General features: G+C 39.8%; 18 protein-coding genes and 1 other RNA gene. 13 read left to right on the forward strand and 6 right to left on the reverse strand.

What is annotated here, in order from left to right; genetic code table 11:
* Nucleotides 1-3 precede the first annotated feature (3 nt).
* The 6 genes from MTF67_RS00405 to MTF67_RS00430 are packed head-to-tail and all read left to right on the forward strand — an operon-like array spanning nt 4 to nt 6337.
* Nucleotides 4-438, forward strand: a complete 435-nt coding sequence (locus MTF67_RS00405) for a DUF4381 domain-containing protein (protein ID WP_006793339.1) — start codon at nt 4-6, stop codon at nt 436-438.
* Nucleotides 431-1417 carry a VWA domain-containing protein gene (locus MTF67_RS00410; RefSeq protein WP_248518458.1) on the forward strand — a complete coding sequence of 329 codons (987 nt, stop codon included), beginning with the start codon at nt 431-433 and terminating at the stop codon, nt 1415-1417. The genes MTF67_RS00405 and MTF67_RS00410 overlap by 8 nt, the downstream gene beginning before the upstream one ends.
* Nucleotides 1417-3318, forward strand: a complete 1902-nt coding sequence (locus MTF67_RS00415; RefSeq protein ID WP_248518459.1) for a VWA domain-containing protein — start codon at nt 1417-1419, stop codon at nt 3316-3318. Before MTF67_RS00410 ends, MTF67_RS00415 begins: the two co-directional genes overlap by 1 nt.
* Nucleotides 3312-4967 carry a BatD family protein gene (locus MTF67_RS00420; protein ID WP_248518460.1) on the forward strand — a complete coding sequence of 552 codons (1656 nt, stop codon included), beginning with the start codon at nt 3312-3314 and terminating at the stop codon, nt 4965-4967. Before MTF67_RS00415 ends, MTF67_RS00420 begins: the two co-directional genes overlap by 7 nt.
* A gap of 60 nt (nt 4968-5027) precedes the next feature.
* Nucleotides 5028-5585, forward strand: a complete 558-nt coding sequence (locus MTF67_RS00425; RefSeq protein ID WP_021032391.1) for a sigma-70 family RNA polymerase sigma factor — start codon at nt 5028-5030, stop codon at nt 5583-5585.
* Complete coding sequence (locus tag MTF67_RS00430) at nt 5585-6337, forward strand: DUF3379 family protein (protein WP_039036622.1); 753 nt, start codon at nt 5585-5587, stop codon at nt 6335-6337. The genes MTF67_RS00425 and MTF67_RS00430 overlap by 1 nt, the downstream gene beginning before the upstream one ends.
* Nucleotides 6338-6401: 64 nt before the next feature.
* Here the strand turns inward: MTF67_RS00430 and ggt are convergent, their stop codons facing one another.
* Together ggt and MTF67_RS00440 are read right to left on the reverse strand one after the other, a co-directional pair.
* Complete coding sequence (ggt, locus tag MTF67_RS00435; protein WP_039036621.1) at nt 6402-8075, reverse strand: gamma-glutamyltransferase; 1674 nt, start codon at nt 8073-8075, stop codon at nt 6402-6404.
* A gap of 133 nt (nt 8076-8208) precedes the next feature.
* Nucleotides 8209-8760 carry a GNAT family N-acetyltransferase gene (locus MTF67_RS00440; protein ID WP_039036620.1) on the reverse strand — a complete coding sequence of 184 codons (552 nt, stop codon included), beginning with the start codon at nt 8758-8760 and terminating at the stop codon, nt 8209-8211.
* Between the two features lie 50 nt (nt 8761-8810).
* On the opposite strand from MTF67_RS00440, the gene MTF67_RS00445 reads away from it, so the two are divergent.
* Nucleotides 8811-9179, forward strand: coding sequence for a hypothetical protein (locus MTF67_RS00445; protein WP_006793331.1), 369 nt, complete (start codon nt 8811-8813; stop codon nt 9177-9179).
* A 71-nt stretch (nt 9180-9250) separates the two neighbouring features.
* On the opposite strand, the gene fabB is transcribed toward MTF67_RS00445, so the two are convergent.
* On the reverse strand, nt 9251-10462 hold the full coding sequence (gene fabB, locus MTF67_RS00450) for a beta-ketoacyl-ACP synthase I (RefSeq protein ID WP_039036619.1): 1212 nt from the start codon (nt 10460-10462) through the stop codon (nt 9251-9253).
* A gap of 178 nt (nt 10463-10640) precedes the next feature.
* Here fabB and mnmC point away from each other — a divergent pair, with 178 nt between their 5' ends.
* The 4 genes from mnmC to MTF67_RS00470 all read left to right on the forward strand — a co-directional run bounded on the left by mnmC (nt 10641) and on the right by MTF67_RS00470 (nt 15374).
* Nucleotides 10641-12650: a bifunctional tRNA (5-methylaminomethyl-2-thiouridine)(34)-methyltransferase MnmD/FAD-dependent 5-carboxymethylaminomethyl-2-thiouridine(34) oxidoreductase MnmC gene (mnmC, locus tag MTF67_RS00455; RefSeq protein ID WP_039036618.1), complete on the forward strand. Its 2010-nt coding sequence runs from the start codon at nt 10641-10643 to the stop codon at nt 12648-12650.
* Between the two features lie 59 nt (nt 12651-12709).
* Entirely contained in the window at nt 12710-13039 is a 330-nt protein-coding gene (locus MTF67_RS00460) for a hypothetical protein (protein ID WP_006793328.1), read from the forward strand.
* Between the two features lie 172 nt (nt 13040-13211).
* On the forward strand, nt 13212-13847 hold the full coding sequence (locus MTF67_RS00465) for an NAD(P)-binding oxidoreductase (RefSeq protein WP_010555951.1): 636 nt from the start codon (nt 13212-13214) through the stop codon (nt 13845-13847).
* 468 nt (nt 13848-14315) lie between these two features.
* On the forward strand, nt 14316-15374 hold the full coding sequence (locus tag MTF67_RS00470) for a hypothetical protein (RefSeq protein ID WP_039036617.1): 1059 nt from the start codon (nt 14316-14318) through the stop codon (nt 15372-15374).
* 95 nt (nt 15375-15469) lie between these two features.
* Here MTF67_RS00470 and ssrA read toward each other — a convergent pair.
* Nucleotides 15470-15826: a transfer-messenger RNA gene (ssrA, locus tag MTF67_RS00475) on the reverse strand.
* A gap of 267 nt (nt 15827-16093) precedes the next feature.
* Between ssrA and MTF67_RS00480 the strand changes: the two genes are divergently transcribed.
* Nucleotides 16094-17719, forward strand: a complete 1626-nt coding sequence (locus MTF67_RS00480; RefSeq protein ID WP_039036616.1) for a FapA family protein — start codon at nt 16094-16096, stop codon at nt 17717-17719.
* Here the strand turns inward: MTF67_RS00480 and rnt are convergent.
* Nucleotides 17703-18386, reverse strand: coding sequence for a ribonuclease T (gene rnt / locus MTF67_RS00485; protein WP_039036615.1), 684 nt, complete (start codon nt 18384-18386; stop codon nt 17703-17705). The two genes, MTF67_RS00480 and rnt, sit on opposite strands and share 17 nt — an antisense overlap.
* Before the next feature lie 205 nt (nt 18387-18591).
* On the opposite strand from rnt, the gene MTF67_RS00490 reads away from it, so the two are divergent.
* Nucleotides 18592-19470, forward strand: a complete 879-nt coding sequence (locus tag MTF67_RS00490; protein ID WP_039036614.1) for an OmpA family protein — start codon at nt 18592-18594, stop codon at nt 19468-19470.
* A gap of 97 nt (nt 19471-19567) precedes the next feature.
* Here MTF67_RS00490 and MTF67_RS00495 read toward each other — a convergent pair whose 3' ends face one another.
* Nucleotides 19568-20455 (reverse strand): DMT family transporter, encoded by an 888-nt coding sequence (locus MTF67_RS00495; RefSeq protein ID WP_039036613.1) that lies wholly within the window; start codon nt 20453-20455, stop codon nt 19568-19570.
* Nucleotides 20456-20599 lie beyond the last annotated feature (144 nt).

Here is a 20599-nt window from a genome sequence, read left to right on the forward strand (position 1 = left end):
ACCATGCAAACCAATCCACTCGATGGCCTGCACGATGTAATAGCACCTAACCAAGTTGATTGGTGGCCACTCGCCCCTGCTTGGTGGGTTATTATTGCTCTACTTTGCATTGCACTTTTAACCGGTGTGTATGCAATTTATAAAGCGTACCAATTTAAAAAAGCAAAACGTTATGCCGTATCATTAAGTCAACAAGAGCAATACCCTCAGCATTTACATATTATTTTAAAACGCCTAGTTGTTGAATATTACGGTAAGCACCTTGCCACACAACCTACAAAGCAGTGGTGTGAAACGCTTAATACACTCAGTGGACTCACGTTTACTGAGCAAGAAATTTTAAGCTTATACAGTAGCGAAAATAACAATGTCGATTTAAGTAAAAAATTTCGACAAGCAATCAAAAACTTTAAAGTAAAGGAGCCGCTATATGTTTGAATTTAGTTGGCCATGGCTTTTTTTGCTCCTTCCGTTACCTTTACTGCTTTTATTACTAAAGCCAGCAGCAAGTAGTAACAATACTCGCTTACGAATTCCGGGGTTTGCTCAGCACAGCTTGAGTAATCAAAGTATTGAACCTCGATCACGTCGTTTATCGATATTTGAATGGCTACTTTGGTTATTACTTGTCAGCGCAGCTGCTAACCCCACGTGGTTAGACGAGCCTATTTTGTTGCCAAATGAAGGCCGAGATATCATGCTTGCGGTGGATTTATCTGGCTCGATGACCGAACAGGATATGGCCTACAATGGTCAATATGTTGACCGCTTAACAATGGTAAAAGCAGTACTTAGCGACTTTATAGAACAACGCACTGGCGACAGACTTGGACTTATTTTGTTTGGCGATACGGCGTTTTTACAAACACCTCTAACGCGCGATCTAAAAACGGTAACTAAAATGCTTAACGAAGCACAAATAGGTTTAGTTGGACGCGCGACAGCTATTGGCGACGCACTTGGCTTATCAGTGAAACGTTTTGCTAGTAAAGACGACAGCAACCGAATCGTTGTGCTATTAACAGACGGTCAAAATACCGCGGGTAACTTAAACCCTGACGACGCATTATTACTCGCCCGCGAAGAGGGCATTAAAGTCTATACCATAGGTGTCGGCTCTGATAACCCACGTGGCTTTAGCCTATTTAATATGGGTGGCTCAGGCGGAAGTAATTTAGATGAGCGCCTACTAAAAAATATAGCTGACGATACCGGCGGCCTTTACTTTAGAGCTAAGGATGTAGCGGGCCTCAAACAGATTTACGCAGAGCTTGATAAGCTAGAGCCCATTAGTGCGGACGAAAAAACCTTTCGCCCACAAAGCTCATTATTTTATTACCCGCTACTTATTGCCATTTTACTAATTAGCTTAAACGTAATGCTAAGTACATTGCGCGCATTAAAGGAGCCAAACTAATGGATTTTGAATTTATTCGCCCTGCCATTTTATGGCTGCTTATACCTGCAATTGGCCTATTTTTTGTAGCGTTAATTAAGCATAAAAAAACCACAGACGTGCAATTAATTGCACCGCACTTAGCCCAATTTGTCATCAGTGATACCAACACAAAAGCCAGCCAACCACTTTGGCTGATAGCTGTATTTTGCAGTTTAGGGGTTTTATTCAGTGCAGGCCCAAGCTTTGAAAAAAAACAGGTACCCGTTTTTCAAAGCAAAAGTGCTCGTGTCATCGTTATGGATATGTCTTATTCAATGTACAGCACCGACATTTTACCAAACAGGTTAACGCAAGCTCGTTTTAAATCCCTTGATATGATTGAGCTTTTTAAAGAAGGTGACACCGCGCTAGTTGCTTATGCTGGCACTGCGTATACCATATCGCCACTAACCAATGATGCCACAACACTCAGCAATTTAATTCCAAGCTTAAGCCCCGATATAATGCCCGACAAAGGCTCTAATGTTTTAGCTGGCCTAGATATGGCAAAAGAGTTATTAAATCAGGCAGGTTATATTGATGGCGATATTATTTTAATAACCGATGGTATAGAACAAGAAGAACAAAGCGATGTAACAAGCTTTATAAATAACACAACATTTAGACTCAACATTTATGGTGTAGGGTCAGAGCAAGGTGCGCCTATAAAGTTACCTGAAGGTGGTTTTTTAAAAGACCGGTACGGTCAAATTGTCATCCCTACTATAAATATTTCACAACTAAAAAGCTTAGCAACGCGCAGTGGCGGGAAATTTGCGCGCTATCAACCAAGTAATAGCGACATAAATACGTTTTCGCCAATGGCTAATAGTGAGTTATTAAAAGATGAAACACAAAGCCAGGCACTGTGGCGCATTGACGCCGGTATTTACGGGCTTTTGCTCTTGTTACCATTTGGTTTGTATTTATTCAGGCGCTCTGCCTTTTTAGGCGCGGTTTTGTTGCTTACCTTTTTACCTCAGCAAAACGCGTATGCATTGGAGCTCCCTACACTATTAAAAAATACAGACCAACGGGCTCTCACCGCCTATAAAAATGAAGAATACGACAAAGCCGCTAACGCGAAGTCAAACCAATTAAAAGGCGCAGCGCTCTACAAGCAAGGCAATTATAACGCCGCTTTAGATGCATTTGGTCAAGATAAGTCCGCCACAGGTTACTATAACTATGGCAATGCACTTGCCAAAGCGGGCAAACTTGAAGAGGCCATAAACGCTTATAAGCAAGCTCAAACGCTGCAAAGTGATTTTAGTCAAGCCGCAGATAACCAAGCCTTAGTTGAGCAGCTGTTGAATCAACAAGAACAGCCAAACCAGCAAGAACAAAGTGGTGATGAATCTCAAAATCAAGAAAACCAGCAACAAGGCGATCAAAACCAACAACCCAATAACGAACAATCTGGGCAAGAGCAACAAAATAATGAGCAAAACGACTCGGCAAAAGGTGAAAACCAAAGCCAGAGCGATGCGAGCGAAAAATCAGAGCAAGAGCCTGAACCCTCTGAAGATCAGCAAGGGCAAACCGGTGAGCAATCAGAGGAGCAAAATAAACCTGATATGCAAGCACAGCCACAAAGCGAAAATAAAAACGCTGAACAGTCTGACCAGCAACAGCCCCAATCGCAAGCAATGAGTGAGCAACACGTTAGCGACGAGCAAAAACAAAAAGCGCAACAACAGGCAATGCAAGCACAAGCCAGTGAGCTTACAAATGAAGAAAAAGAAAAAGCCCAGCAGCTTAATCAGTTACTCAGAAAAGTACCGGACGACCCGGCAATTTTACTACGGAATAAAATGCAACTCGAAGCCCAAAAAAGACAATATCAACGCCGCCCTACAGGAGTAGAAAAATCATGGTAATGCGATTATTTTGCTGTTTATTGCTACTATGCGCGATCCCCTCGTTCGCAGCGACAAAACTTCAAGCGAGCGTAGATAAAAACCCTGTTTTGGCGGGGGAGTTTTTTATGCTCAATATATCAGTAGACGATAACGTCAAAGGTGAACAACCCGATACGTCTGTACTGCTGAAAGATTTTGTAGTCGGCCCAACAAGTTTGAGTACGCGAACTAACATCATAAACGGTAGCATTAATAAACAAACTACGTGGAGCGTTAAATTAATGACCCGCACCGAGGGGCAGTACACTATCCCCTCATTTACGGTAAGTGGATTAAGCTCGCAGCCAATTGATTTAACCGTGACAAAACGTGCTGCAAACGCTGACAATAATAACGACATTTTTGTAAAAACATCACTTTCTAGCAATTCACTCTATGTGCAAGAAGCAGGCGTTTACACACTAAAACTATACTTAGCTAAAGAGTTACTTGATGGTAGTTTAAGTACACCGAGCATGGAAGATGCACAGCTAACACAACTAGGTAAACAGACAGAAAGTTACGAATTAGTTGATGGTAAACGCTACCTAGTTATTACTCGAGAGTATTTGATTCAACCCCAAAAAAGTGGTCCTTATACGATTGCTGCCCCCGTATTTCAGGGCCGAGTGCAACAAAATTATCGCCAGTTGGAAGTATCTGCAATTGGCGAAGACCAACAAATAGAAATTAAACCCATTCCCAGTGATTACAAAGGTGCATGGTTGCCCAGTGAGCTGGTAAACCTTGGTGAAGAATGGCAACCAAGTGATGACACCATTGAAGTCGGTACACCTATAACTCGTACAATTACACTTACAGCGCTTGGCGTCACCAAAGAGCAACTCCCAGATATAGAAATGCCAACAATAAATGGGATCCGTAGCTACCCTGATCAAAAAGAGAACAACAACGCAGTAAGAAATGGGCGTGTTGTTTCGCAACAAACTGCATCGTATGCATTATTGCCACAAACACCGGGCACTTACACCTTACCTGAAATTAAATTACCTTGGTTTAATACTAAAATTAACCGTATTAGTTTTGCCACGCTCCCAGCGCGTAAAATTACTGTAACGCCAAGCAGCACCGTTGTTAATACCCCTGTAAATACAGAGCAAAGTATTGATAAAACACCCGTTGATGAAACTAAAGCTGACGCTAATACATCAGCCCAAATGCAAACTGCTCGCAGCTACACGCCACTATGGCTTATTGCTGTTGCTGTACTGGGTTATATCTTATGGATTGGCACTGCAATTTATTATTGGTTTACCCGTTCTAATATAAATACCATTGAAAAAGTGAAGCCATTACCTACTCCACTCAGCAAGCCAAGTTTAAAAAAGCTGTTAAACATACAAAAAACAGGTGATGTTAAGGCATTTTACAATGAGCTAAATAATTACGCAGTACAAATAACCAAACAGGATACCGGCGCTATTGATGAGTTATGCCGACGAATTAATAACTCTCAGTTAAGTACTGAGGTAATTCAATTACAAGCGCAATTGTATGGAAAAAAAGCTACAAACAGTGACCTTGGTGCTATTATAAAAATACTTGAGAGTGAGCAAGCTCAAGCATCAAATTCGCAACAAACTGTATTAAAAGACCTTTATAGCTAAAATAAAGTTACGTATGAGTCTTTTTTCATTAAATAAAAATATAGTAGTAAAAAAGTGCTTATGCTGGGAAATAAAAAATCAAATAATCAGGTCTTAATCGATATGGCAGAGAAACAAAAACGTTATGAAGCCTTAGTTCACGTTTATAATAAAGAGCTTTACCGCTTTGCATACTGGTTGTGCCGTGATCCGCACATAGCTGATGATTTAGTACAAGAGACATTTTTGCGCGCTTGGCGCTCACTTGATTCTTTACTCGATCAAAAAGCAGCAAAACCGTGGTTACTGACTATTTTACGCAGAGAAAACGCACGACGATTTGAACGTAAACAGTTTGATTACAGTGATGTAGAAAACGATACGCTAGTTGATGAAACCAGCCATTCGCTTGATGATGAAATGGAGCAAACCGTTATTCAACGACAAATTGGATTGCTATCTGACGAATACAGAGAGCCACTATTATTACAGGTCGTAATGGGGTGCACCGGCGAGGAAATTGCCGACATACTCGATTTAAATAAAAACACGGTAATGACACGTTTATACCGTGCTAGAAACCAACTTAAAGAGGCTTTAAGCCGTGATGATGAACAACTTAAAGGGGCATCAAAATAATGGATGAACTTGAGTTTCGTCGCCGCACTATTGCGCAACCAAACGATATAGATAATGAACTTATGGAGTTTGCCCAGAGCAACCCTGAGCGACAAAGTTTTATTACCGAAATGAAAGAATTTGATAAACACCTTCAAGATGCACTCGACATACCTGTGCCTGATAACTTAGCTGATCGTATTATTTTAAATACATCGTTAAAAGAAAAAGCCTTACAAGAAGAGCAAGCTGCTGGCACCAACGTTGTTGACGCTAAATCGCGTTTTAAGTTTGACCGTGTGCACCTTGCCTTAGCGGCATCATTCATGGTCGCAGTGAGTGCGTTCTTTTTCAGCTCAGAGCAGCATATTGGCCACGAAGCGGGCGAGCATGCACTTGCGCATGTGTACTACGAAATAAATGCCCTTGATAAAAAATCCCCTATCAGCCTTCAAAGTGTTAATGACAAACTGGCCGTACTTGGCGGTCACATAGATGAGCTTCCTGGCGATATAACTTACGCTATGTTTTGTGATTTTAAAGGGGAAAGAGGCTTACATTTAATTTTTGAATCGGACTTTGGTCCAATGACGGTATTTATTGTACCTTCAGAAAATAAATCGTTTGGTTTGGGAAATGATCATTTCCAAGATGAGCGCTTTGAAGGCCAAATCAATCGCGGGTCGCAGGCTGATACCATTTTGGTTGCCAGTGTGGGTGCACCACTAGATACCTATAACGAGCGAGTAACCAGCGCAATTCGCTGGCTCTAAGCCATAGTAAATAAAAAACCGCTTAGTACATACTGAGCGGTTTTATAAATCTAATTTTAATTAGTTAAAAAACGATTGATTTACCTCTTCCTGAATTTTCAGACGCAGCATCTAATTCCCCATCTTTATTAATAATCACATGCATGTCACCAAAGTGGCGCTCGTCAATTGTGTAACCCATTTTTTGAAGCTCTACTTTTACCGCATCATTTAACCCTTCGTGAACACGTATAACGTTTTTAGGCCACAGCTGATGATGAAAGCGAGGCACGTTAACCACCTGATCTGCACTCATATTAAACTCTATTGCATTTAAAATTGACTGGTAAACCGAGCTAATAATCGTTGTACCACCAGGTGAGCCTGTTACCATTTTTACCGTGTTATCCTTTAATAAAATGGTCGGTGTCATGGAGCTCAGCATACGTTTATGTGGCTGTATTTCATTAGCTTTACCACCTAACGCACCAAACGCATTCATAACACCCGGTTTTGCACTAAAGTCGTCCATTTCATCATTTAAAATAAACCCGGCGCCTTCAACTACGACCCCACTACCAAACCCCAAGTTTATAGTTGTGGTATTTGCTACGGCATTCCCCATTTTATCAACAATAGAAAAATGTGTCGTTTGTTCGCTTTCTTTCAGTCCGGGCTTTATTTTTTCGGTTGTTGAAATCGCGGTTAATGAGATATCAGCCATACGCTTTTTTAAATATAATTCATTGATTAATGCGTTTACTGGCACATCAAAAAAGTCAGGATCACCTAAGTACTCTGCTCGGTCTGCAAACACGCGTTTACCTATTTCAGAAAGCAAATGCACGTAAGACGACGAATTATGAGCCACTTCGTTATTTAGTTTTTGCAGTTCATACATTTTTAGCCATTGTAAAATTGCAATACCGCCTGAACTGGGTGGCGGCGAAGTAAGCACTTCATACCCGTTCCAACTTGCTTTTAATGGTGCGCGCGACTTAGCCGTATAATTTTTTAAATCATTTTTGGTAATAATACCGCCATGCTTACGCATAAATTTTTCGATAATATTGGCTGTTTCGCCTTCATAAAACCCAGCTTGTCCATCATCGCGAATTCGCTTTAATGTTTTTGCCAGCTCAGGTTGTGTAAATTTTTCATTGGCTTTTAAACCAGCAAAATATTTTTCGAAGTTAACATCTATTTTTTGCTCGTTTAAATAGCTTATGTAACTACTAACCCCTTGCGCCAATTTTGGTGGCACAATAAAACCTTGCTCAGCTAAAGTAACGGAAGGTTGTACTAATTTTTTCCATTCTACCGAACCGTGTTTTTTATGAGCTAACCACATACCCGCAACACTGCCAGGTACACCACTTGCGTGTATGCCATAAATAGATCTATTAGGTATTACATTGCCTTGTTCGTCTAAGTACATGTCTCGGTGTGCTTCGCTTGGAGCCGTTTCTCGGTAATCTATAAAATCACTTTTTCCATCTTTTTGGATCAGCATAAATCCGCCGCCACCAATGTTACCCGCTTCAGGCAGGGTTACAGCCAATACAAACTGTGCTGCTATAGCTGCGTCTACGGCATTTCCGCCCAGCTCTAATATATTTTTAGCCGTATCAGCACTGTACGAGTCAGGCATAGCAACAGCACTTTGCGCAACTTGCTTGGCTGCTACATGAAATGCACTGAATTGAAACACAAGCATACTCGTTATCACTAGCTTGGTTGGCGAGAAAAATAAGCCCATATAACGTCCTTAAATTATTGTTTTAGTTGTTGGAAGTTTCACTTAAAAGTTAAGTTACAAATAATAAGCAGTATAACCTTCCCATATTTATGCATAGCATTTATGGCTAGGTCAATCCTTGTGGGTGCAGATTTTAGTCTAACTTTAGGCGCTTAGAATATAAAACAGCAGGTAAGTCACCCTGCTCATCAGTATGCGTGTAAGATTTGACAAACGTTAGTCCAAGCTTTTTCATTACTTTTATAGAGCTTATATTATCTGCTAACGCACTGGCACTAATATAATTAACATCAGGCTGTTTGGTGAGCTCTGCACATAATGCTCTTGCGGCTTCAGTTGCATACCCCATCCCCCAGCTTATTTGTTTAAAGCGCCAACCAATTTCAATATCACTAAAGTTTGGTTGTTCACTAAAAAAATCCATAGGTCTTAAAAGGACCCAACCAATAAATGTATTGGTGTCTTTAGTTGTCACAGACCAAAGCCCCCAACCCTTTTTAGCATTGCGGTATGCAAGCATACGCGGTATCCCCTCTTCTCTAATTTGTTTTTTAGTTGTAGGCACACCACGCGTTAAAAATTGCATTACTGCAGGGTCTTGATCAAGCTCATATAGTTGTTGCCAATCATGCTCGTTCATTAATTTAAACTTTAACCGCTCTGTTACGGGAACGTTCATTTTCATTACTCTATAATTATCTGGAATTAACTATTAATCTCTTGAGGAGATAGCATATGAACAAATTAGCAGGTTTAGCATTATTAGGCACTTTAATTACTTTAACCGGTTGTGAAGACGCTAAAGAAGTAAAAGAAGAAACAAAAGAAAAAAGCGCTCAAATGCAAGAAAAACTAGGCGATGCCTGGAATGAAGTAAAAGAAACAACACACGATCTTAAAAATGATGAGTCGTTAAACGAGTTACTTCAACAAAGCAAAGCCATGGGCTTAGATATGTACGACGATGGAAAGGAAATTGCTATCGATGCATGGATAAAAAGTAAAGAAGCCGCAGGTGAATTAACAGAAAAAACCAAGCAAAAAGCCCAAGAAATTGCTGACGAAATTGAGCAAGCTCGTGAAGAACACAGTAAGGGGGAATAACTCCCTTTATAATAAAAAGGTAAGCCATTGTGGCTTACCTTTTTTTAACCGAAAAGAACAAATGTAGGTAATTAAGCTGTGTATTTGCTCATTACCAAAGTGGCGTTTGTACCACCAAAGCCAAAGCTGTTAGACATCACTGTATTTAGCTCTACATCTTTGCGTTCAGTAACAATATCTAAACCTTCAGCTTGCTCGTCTAATTCATCAACATTAATAGACGGTGCTACAAAACCATGCTCAAGCATTAACAAAGAGAAAATAGCTTCATGCACACCGGCAGCCCCTAAAGCATGACCCGTCATTGCCTTAGTCGCACTGATCATGGGCGAGTTACCACCAAATACGTCTTGAATTGCACCAAGCTCTTTAACATCACCCACAGGTGTTGATGTGCCATGCGTGTTAAGATAATCAATGCTATCTACATTTTGCATTGCTTGACGCATACAACGTGCAGCACCCTCGCCCGATGGAGCAACCATATCGTACCCATCAGATGTAGCACCATACCCTACTATTTCAGCGTAAATATGTGCGCCGCGTGCTAATGCATGCTCTAGCTCTTCTACAACTACAATGCCACCACCGCCAGAAATAACAAAACCATCACGGTTAGCATCATAAGTGCGCGATGCTTTTTCTGGTGTTTCGTTGTATTTAGTAGAGAGTGCACCCATTGCGTCAAATTCCATTGCAAGCGTCCAGTGAAGCTCTTCACCGCCACCAGCAAACACAACGTCTTGCTTGCCAAGTTGAATTTGTTCAACCGCATTACCAATACAATGCGCCGACGTAGCACATGCTGAACTAATTGAATAATTAACCCCTTTTATTTTAAAAGGAGTCGCTAAACATGCTGAAGTTGTACTGGCCATAGTGCGAGGCACCATGTAAGGGCCTACACGCTTTACGCCTTTCTCACGTAAAATATCGGCGGCTTCTACTTGCCATTTAGATGAACCACCACCAGAGCCAACTATAATACCCGTGCGCTCGTTTGAGACTTGCTCTTCTGATAACCCTGAGTCTTCAATTGCTTGAGTCATCGAAATGTAAGAGTACGCAGCAGCATCACCCATAAAGCGCATTGCTTTGCGGTCAACATGGTCTTTAACGTTTATATCAATTTTACCTGATACGTTGCTGCGCAAGTTGTAGTCAGCAAACTCTTGGTTGAAAGCGATACCACTTTTACCTGTTTTTAATGACTCTAAAACTTCTTCTTTGTTGTTACCAATGCTTGATACAACACCGATACCGGTAATTACGGCTCTTCTCATGGGTGATTCCCTTAGCTTAATACTTAATTGCGTTTTATTTTACGCGAATTTAATCACTTAAGTGGTCAGCTTTCTAGCGTACACTTGTACTCTGAACTGCTAGCTTATAAATAACGCCAGACTATTACAAAGAAAACCCGTAAAATAATGAAAAATATATTTTGTAAATTTAAACATTATGATTAAAAACGCACATATACACTTTAACGATTTAGGTACACCGTTTGCTGATAACTTTGGTGATATTTATTTTTCGAATGACGACGGTCTTGCCGAATCGCATTATGTGTTTTATGAGCAAAATAATATAGAAACTCGATTACAAACTCATGACCAACCCCACTTTGTAATAGCAGAGACAGGATTTGGTACTGGGTTAAATTTTTTAAATACATGGCAACACTTTAACGATCATATTGCACGTCAACAATCACAAAATCAATTAGATAAAGGTGTAAAGCGCCTTCACTTTATTTCGTTTGAAAAATACCCATTAAAAGTTAACGATTTAAGCAAAGCACTTCAAGCGTGGCCTACATTACAAAGATTAAGTGAAAAACTCGTCAACAATTACCCTATTAATTTACAAGGGTGTCACCGACTTGAATTTGACAACGGACGTATTGTCCTCGACTTACATTTTGGCGATGCACTCGCGTCTATTAATACAATGAGCTACCCACAAACAGGGATTGTAGATGCCTGGTATTTAGATGGGTTTGCCCCAAGCAAAAACCCTGAAATGTGGCAGCAAAGCTTATTTAATAGCATGGCTGACATTTCAAAAGCAAAGGCAACTCTAGCTACGTTTACAGCAGCAGGTTTTGTTCGCCGTGGTTTAATAGAAGCCGGGTTTGATACAATTAAAACCAAAGGCTTTGGCAAAAAAAGAGACATGCTAATTGGCCAAATACCACATGCAAACACGGCTCAATCAGCCCCCCCTTACTTTAATCAAGACGATAGTAAACTTAATAACGTCGCTATTATTGGCGGCGGTATAGCCAGTAGTTGTATTTTATACAGCCTTGCTAAACGCGGTATAAACGCTGAATTATTCTGCAAAGACCCGCAGCCTGCCATGGGCGCGTCACATAATGTGCAAGGCGCGGTGTACCCTCATTTACAAGCTAAAGATTCACCGCATAGTGAACTTTTTGCACATAGTTTTTTATACGCAAAGCGCGTTTACCAGAAATTGTTAAATGATGGATTTAGCTTTGATCACCAATGGTGTGGTGTTTTGCAACATGCTGTAAAAAAGCCCCTTGCTGATAAACACAAAAACCTTGCTCAAAAGCAACTTTGGCCAAAGCAACTTATGCAAAACGTAACCGCAGAGCAAGGCGATGAAATAGCCGGCGTTCAAACTGGGTACCCCGGTGTTTATTTTGAACAAGGTGGCTGGGTTAATCCACCACAACTCGTTAATGCAATGCTAGGCGCGGCAAATAGGCTAATACCCCACAACAGTCACTTTAATTGCAATATAATAAACATAGAAAAAACAGCAAACGGCTGGGTTTTAACAAGCAATAATCAACAGTTTGGTCCATTTAGCGATGTTATAATTTGCACAGGTGAGCACAGCGACACATTTGAGCAAACAAAATCACTTCCTATTGTAGGCGTGCGCGGGCAAGTATCGCATGTTCAAGCAAGTCCTGAATCTCGAAAGCTTAAAACGGTACTTTGCCATAAAGGCTACTTTACACCAGCTTATTTAGACCATCATTGCATGGGCGCTACATTTGAAAAAAACAGTAAAAGCCGCCATGTTTCAGATGAGGATGACCACACTAACCGTGCTCAACTCATAAACTTTTACGATCATAGCGACTTTGCTACAACGTTAGGAAAAGTAAGCTCTGCAAAAGCAGCAGTAAGATGCACATTCATCGACCACTTGCCAATGGCTGGGCAATGGTGTGAACAAAGCGATTATACAAATGCATTTGCAAACCTGAGGTTGGGTAAGCGTTATCAATATTTGCCTCTCAATCACCCTCAACAAGGGCTACATATTTTTACGGGCTTTGGAGCTCGTGCCTTGTGCAGCGCACCACTGTGTGCTGAACATTTTATTAGCTGCTTAGCAAACGAGCCGCGCCCATTCAGCGAGCGAGTAAGCCAAGCTATACACCCCGCTCGCTTTATTGTAAGAGATTTAATTCGTAATAAAATATAAATGACAAAGCCCACTATTTGGGTAAACTGTTCTTAATAAAAGGAACTTAAAGAGTCACAATGAAAAAATTAATTATACTATCGCTGTTATTGTTTACCTCGTTTAAAACACTTGCCATAAATGTTATTGATATTGCAGTGCCAGATGAGTTTGTAACAACTATGGAAGTAACAGATGAATACCCACTGGTTAAAACTGGGTATTTAACGCAGTCTATTTCCTCCATTACAGACTTTTATCAGCAACAATTAGGTGACCCATTGAAGATAACCGGCAGTGAAAACTACCGCACCCTTTATTACAATTACCAAAATCGTAAAGTACGTATTAGCTTATACCACCGTAACTATGTGACCGAAGTGAGTATAATGATTGAAAAAATATTATAAAAAAACACAAATATAACCACTCATTTTCATACTCAGTTAAGGTGCTCTTTTTAAATTAAATGTTTTTTAAAATTAATACGTTAATGTCTCTTTTTGCCCTTTAAAAACAATTTTTAAGCCCAAGGTCTATTTGTAAGCAAATACATTTACTAACAAGTGAAAGGAGTTGATTATGAGTAAGACCTTAATTATTGGCGCTAGTGGTCAAATTGGTAAAATGACAACGGAGTTATTACTTAAGAACGAACAAAATGTTACCGCCCTTGTTCGTGATAAAACTAAGCTAAGTGATTTAGAAAGCCCGTTTTTAAATATTGTAGAGCAAGATTTAGAAGGTGATTTTAGTGAAGCTATTAAAGGTTGTGATCAAGTAATTTTTGCGGCTGGTTCTGGTGGAAGCACCGGCGACGACAAAACACTATTAATTGATCTATGGGCTGCAGCAAAAGCGGCTAATTACGCAAAAAACAATAACGTTAAGCACTTTATTATGGTCAGCTCAATAGGTGCAGATAACCCTGACGCAATAGAAAGTGATTTAAAACCATACTTAGTTGCTAAGCACATGGCCGATGAACACCTTGCCAGTAGTGGTTTAAATTACACCATTGTTCGCCCGGGTACGCTCACTGATGAAAGCGCATCAATGAAAGTGACAACACAGCGCCCTGATGACCAAGATAAGGCTAAAATTAGTCGTGAAAATGTAGCCAATGCACTGCTGCATATCGCAACCAATTCGTTTGAAAAGAACCGTATTTTTGAACTTTTTGATGGTGATACTGCCATTAAATCTGCGGTTAAATAGCCAAAGTGCTCCATTAACAAAAGCGTTAATGGGGCAACACTTTCAACTATTAGCAAGTTAACTAAACAGCTGACACTCAAAACAAGCTGCTAATATTTAATTCAAAAAAACAAATCATTTAGATACGCCACAACAGCCATAAGGCTACCCCAAACAATTTACCCTCTAACCACGTCAACAATTGCAAACCAAAGCATTGCCTATAAGAGTTAACAAATTAGCAATAGAATCCCTTGACGATAAGCCTCAAGTGAGCAGCGTTCTGTGACCTAAACGTAACCTACTATCCCTCTTTCTTTCAAATTTTCCTCTCGTAAAGTCATTTACTGTATTAAGTTTAAGCACATTAAATTATTAATAAAAAATCATTAGTGAGGAATATAGAAAACAGAGTCTTAATCTGTTAAGTTTATGTTATGTATATAGATAAAAAAGCTCCTTAAGGGAAATGAAAACAAAGGAATTAAAGTGAGCGCTACATTTAAAATTATTTTTAATGGCCAACTACACCAACATGCCAATATTTCATTGGTACAAAAACAACTTAGCCAATTTTTAAATATTCCCCACACTATTGCTATAAAGTTGTTTGATGGTAAATCTTACGCATTAAAAAAAAATCTAACGAGTATTGAAGCCGTTAAAGCAGAATCGTCACTAAAAAAAATGGGCTTAATAACACGAGTTGAACTGCATCAATCTACCGCTCTTACAGCAAAGCAGTATCCTTTAGCGTTAAAAAAATTAACAAAACATGATGATGCAGAAGAACATAAAACGTCTAATTCAAAACGTACACTACTGCAGAAAAAAACTAATTCTATACAAACTATAATTACGCGTTACAAAAACGACAAAGTAAAGCTACAGCGATCTTCACTAAAAAGCCTACTCTATCTTTGCTATATAGCCCTGTTAGTTATGACAATTACGGGCCTTACTCTTAGCTATAATTTGCTTTCAAATACAATGAGTGAATCACAAAGTAACACGATAATTGGCTTAACCTACCAAGATTACAAACAGTACATAACTGAGCAAAAGGCAGTTAGTAATCAACAAAAAACGAATATGAGTGCCAATAATAATGCACAACTAAGCCACGATAGCGAGCAGTTCAATCGGTTTTCTCTATTAATTAACAGCTATGCCGATAGTGTAAAGCAGCCTAATATTGAAAAAATGGGAGGAGAAAAATTAAACCTTCGCCTGCAAGAAATAGACGACTTAGGTGAGAAAAATGCGTTTTGGTTGCAACTCATTAATTTAGCAAAAAGTTTAAATAATGACGCACATACAATGAGTACACTCAATAATACAGATCCAAATAAAGTACAATGGATCAACGCCGTAGACTGGATAAGCCAGCGTTATATTAGGCAGCAGCAAAATGGCAACGCACACCCTAAAGTTAATCAGCTCAACAACGCCGTAATTAACTTAACGCTATCAATTAGTGTTTTATCACTACTTATATTAATGATCATTGTGATAAAAATGAAGCTACGCACAATAAGAGAATCATAATAGCTTTTATTAACCACATAAAAAAACCCGCAACTTGATTACTCAAGTTGCGGGTTTTTTAGGGTTTTTAAACAAACGAATTTAAAAACCGTTATTGGTGGAGCTGGGGGGATTTGAACCCCCGTCCGAAAAGCCTCGACCGTCGGTACTACATGTTTAGTATTGTCATTTAATTAACCTTTAAATCCCGGACAAACACGGTAAGTAAAGGCGAGGCCGCTTAGTTTTAACGCTTCAACCCCGGCCAGGGTTTCCATCGCGATCAGGTGTTAGGGTGACACTCCAGAATCCAGTCCACAAGAATACATGGAAGGAGCGCTAGCCAGCCTAAGCTGCTAGAGAGTAGTTATCGTCGTTTGCGATTACTTTAGATTGCGGCTTTTTTACGAGGCAAACCGCACCTCGACATGCACCTTGGGCTTCTTGAATTCCGTCGAATCCTAATCAGCCCCTGAATTAGTAAACTCATTCAGAGCGTGCGAGTAGTATAACTGAGTAAAGTGATGATACTCAAGGCTTAATAACGCTTTATTTGATTTACACAGGCTAACTGCATATTTAGCAACCAAATTAGCAATAATGTATTAGCCACAGTAAACATTTACTTAACAATATGGTAAACCTGTGTTCAAATAAGGGATTAGCCAGCTAGTGCTAAAGGTTTAGTTGTAACTGTAAAGGTTAAGAATAATAACAGGCATAAGAAGTAGGGATTTAAAATGTCGGTTTTTTCATTAGATAAAAATACAGGGTGTGTTTCTTTAATTAAACATCCTATTGATAGCGGTTTTCCGGTCACAAGCACTCAATTAATTGAAATGTTTGAACAATCTGAATTTGGCGAGTATGAAACTATTACAGCTAATATCGGGAAACTTTTTGCGCCTTCTAAAAACCACAAAGAAGTATCTTTAGTGATTGCTAAAGCAGTGGATGCCACTATTGCTATTAATATTGATGAAAAAAATATGGTTGCAGAAGCCACTATTACTACAGCTAAAGGTGGATCACTGTTAACAATGGAAGATGCCCAAGAGGCGCTTAGCCAAGCAGGTGTAAAAAAAGGGATTAGTCCGCGTGCGCTTGATAGTTTTTTAGGCCAACAGTTTGAAAAAGCTTCAGGTGTGGCATATAGCGCTATTGTAGCCCATGGCCGCAATCCAAAAGAAGGTAGCGATGCTAAATTTGTTCGCCTTTGTTCAACAGCACAAGATCGCGTTTTAAGCCCGCAAGCAACTGCTGGCGGTAAAGTTGATATGAAAGATCTTGGGGCTATCATTACTGTTAAACCGGGCACTCCTCTTATGCAACGTATAGCCGCCACCCAGGGTGAAGACGGATACACGGTGTTTGGCGATATTATCCCTGCTTCGCCAGGAAAAGAACTTGAACTACAACCCTTTGAAGGGACAAAAATAGACCCAACAAACCCTAATTTACTGATTGCAGATTGCAAAGGCGTTCCTGTTGCGCTGCCACGTGGAATGCGCGTTGACGACGTTTTATGTTTCGATAATGTAGATGTAAGTACAGGCCACATTGATTTTGACGGCAGTGTAATTATTAGTGGCGATATAAAAGACGGAATGCGAGTAAAAGCGAAAGGTGACATTACTGTTTTAGGCTTTGTTGAATCAGGAATTGTGCAGAGCGAAAGTGCTGTAACTATTGTATTAGGTGCTATAGGCCGAAACCGTGAAAACGAAGAAGCATTTACTTGCCGTATTTCAGCCAAGCGTACAATTTCTATAGGCTATGCTCAATATTGTGACATTAAGACTGAACAAAGTTTATTCATAGAGCGCCAAGTATTACATTGTGACCTAACAGCTAAACGTTTAATACGTGTTGGCAAAGCCGATAACCCTCGTGGCAAAATTATTGGTGGTAATATATTTGATGCAATGCGGATTGAAACTGGTGAATTAGGTGCGCCTGCTGGTACTAAAACGCGTGTGTTTTTAGCACAAAATTGGTTTGAACTGCGTGATAAGCAAAGCCAAATTAACGACTTTGAAAAGGTATTGAGTACTAAATTACTGGAATTAAAAAATGCGCGAACTAAAGCAGAGAAAATAACTAACCCTGCTCAGCGCAAGCAATTTACTGATAAAATTACGGCTAACGAAAAGCAAGTGAATGTCCGCTCTCGTCATGTTAAGCAACAAAAAGCACTCGTAAAAAGAAAAATAGCCCAGCTACTAGCCTCTAGCCGCTTAAAAGTGAACGAGTTAATGCACCCTGGTGTGGAGCTTAAAATAGCAAAAGAAACTAAACAGTTTTCGCGTATTTATCCCCCCCACTTCGTAAGATTATCTGAGGGTAAAATTACTCAGTCGTTTTAGCTTCATTGGCGGCTTCCTCATCGTCACTTTCATCGAGTGGCGCAAGCGGCCAACCGCCCAGCTCTTGCCAGCGGTTTACAATTAAACAGTATAATTCAGCGGTGCGTTCTGTGTCGTAAAGTGCAGAGTGTGCTTGACTGTTATCAAATTCAATTCCAGCTGCACGACAAGCTTTAGCTAATACTGTTTGGCCTAAAGCAAGCCCTGCTAACGTTGTTGTATCAAAGCTGACAAATGGATGAAACGGTGTGCGCTTTATATTATTGCGCTCAATAGCCGCATTTAAAAAGCCATGATCAAACGCGGCGTTATGCGCCACAATAACAGAACGCTGGCACCCTGCTGCTTTTTGCGCTTTACGCACGACCTTACAAATCTCTTTGATAGCGTCTTCTTCTGCGACTGCACCTCGTAATGGCGAAAATGGGTCAATGCCGTTAAACTCAATTGCTGCTTGCTCAATATTTGCGCCTTCAAACGGCTCAACGTGAAAATGCACTGTTTGATCTATGCTAAGCAACCCGTCATCATCCATTTTTAAAACAGAGACTGCAATTTCAAGTAATGCATCTGTCTCTTTGTTAAAACCAGCAGTTTCAACATCAATAACAACAGGAAAAAAGCCACGAAAGCGTTTTGCGAAAAGGGTTTGCTCAGTATTTGCCATAGTATTCTTGGTTTGTAGGTATAAGCCTTCTATTATGTCAAAAGTAGGTGCCGTTCGGCTAGGGACTTTTACCTATTATTTATGCCTATAATTATAGGCATACAATTTGCTTTAAGTGATACTAGCTAAGTGTTAACTGCTATATAATATGGCAGTACTGAACAAAGCCAAATTTTTGGCGTGTCGGGTTTACGGGGAGTCTTTGATGAAATTAAAGTTATTATTAATGAGCGTTAGTATTAGCTCTGCGCTATTGAGCGTCAGTGCACATGCGGCCATGCGTAATTACTCTGCAAATCAAGACAGTTCAAATTGGGAAGTGGTTAAAACAACACGTTTGCAATGTCAGTTGAACCATGAGGTACCTTACTATGGCGAGGCTATTTTTAAAGCATCGGCGAGTAAAAATAAAAACCTAACTTTCAATTTAGATATGGTTGTTCGCCCTGAAAATTACGCCATTGCAGGGCTTAAAGCAGTTCCTCCTTCTTGGCGCTCTGGGCTGCCAGCACGCGACATAGCAAATATGAAGCTACTTAAAAAGTTTGATGGTGAACTCGGTAATCGAACTGCTTGGGAAATGCTTACAGAACTTGAAAAAGGGTTTTACCCCACTTTTTATTACCAAGACTGGCAAAATAGTGCCGATAAAATTGCCGTTGGTATTTCAAGTGTAAACTTTAAGCAAGCTTATTGGGCCTTTTTGCAATGCCGTGACGAACTATTACCTTACAGCTTTGAGGATATTTCGTTTACAGTGATGAACTATCAATCTAATAGCAGTAAGTTAACTAAGTCATCCCAGCAACGCCTTGATAAAATTGCTGAATATCTAAAAAACGATTCAACCATTGAGTCCATTAGTATTGATTCTTATACCGACAGTTATGGCGGTCGTTGGAACAACTTAGACCTATCTCGTAAGCGTGCAAAAGCGATAAAAGATTATATGGTTAGCTTAGGTGTGGATGAAAATAAAGTAAAAACAACTGGGTTTGGTGAAAAACGCTTTGTAGACACCAATGATAATATTTTAGGCCGCGATAAAAACCGCCGTTTGGTCATTCAAATAGCTAAAATGTAGGGGGGGTTACTTAATTTACGAGGTTACAAACTTTGCGCCGTAATTTAATTAATCGCTCTCGATTGAAGACATTTTATGTCACAAAATTAAACACGCCCTAGCGCTTACTTTTAGTTTTTAAGTATTTATCACCAAATTGAAAAAAGCCTAAACTAATTACAATAATAGCAGCGCCAATTATTAGCTCTTTACTTAGTGGCTCGTTATTAAGCCACGCACCTAACCCTATTGCAAAGCTAGGTGTAATAAGTGTTGTTAACGCAACGGTGCTCGCGTTTAAGTTTTGTAAAACATGAAAATATGCCAATGCCCCTATTAACGACCCAAATAGTCCTAAATAACCAATTGCCCAAAGCGACCTTAAATTCCAGTTTTGTATATTAAGCTCACCATCAAGCACCCACCACGCAATAAAAAATAATGGCGTTACAAATACTAGTGCACCAAATGTTGTGGCCATAGGGTGAATTGCAATTTTCACCCGCTTTATCATCACACCGCTTAAGCTAAAAAAGCATACAGCCATAAACACATATACAAGCCCAAGCCCCTGAGTTTGTGAGTTTTGTACTTGGTTATAGCTTACAAAATAAAGTCCGACTAACGCACTTGCTAAAGCAATGAGTTTTATAAAACTAAATTTAGGCTCGTTTAATAGCTGTTGAGCAAGCAATCCAGATAAAATAGGAGCTAATCCAAACATAAGTGAAATAATGCCAGAAGGCACTGTTCTAGCCGCCATATAACTCAATAACATGCCACCAAAAATACCAATGCTTGAGTAAGCATAGAGTAGGCAAGCTTGCTTACTCCATGGCACTCTTACATTAGTGACTGCAACGACAAGCGCACCAATAAATAGCCCAACGAGCATACGCATTAACACCGCTAGTGATGGCGAAACACTCTCACTACTCCACACAATACCCAGCGGAGTGGTGGACCATATAAGAACCATTAAAAAATATGAAACTTTAACAGGCATGTACCATTCCTTTGTAAGTTAAAAATAAGGCGAGTGGGTTTTGAGGGAAAAAGCCAGCCAAGCGTATTAATGCACTAGTTACAGTACACGTACTTAACGGTCAGTTTAATCTTAAGATATAAACGCTCAATAACTAGTAATAGA

Source organism: Pseudoalteromonas sp. 2CM32C, assembly GCF_023161925.1.
GTDB classification, from domain to species: domain Bacteria; phylum Pseudomonadota; class Gammaproteobacteria; order Enterobacterales; family Alteromonadaceae; genus Pseudoalteromonas; species Pseudoalteromonas marina.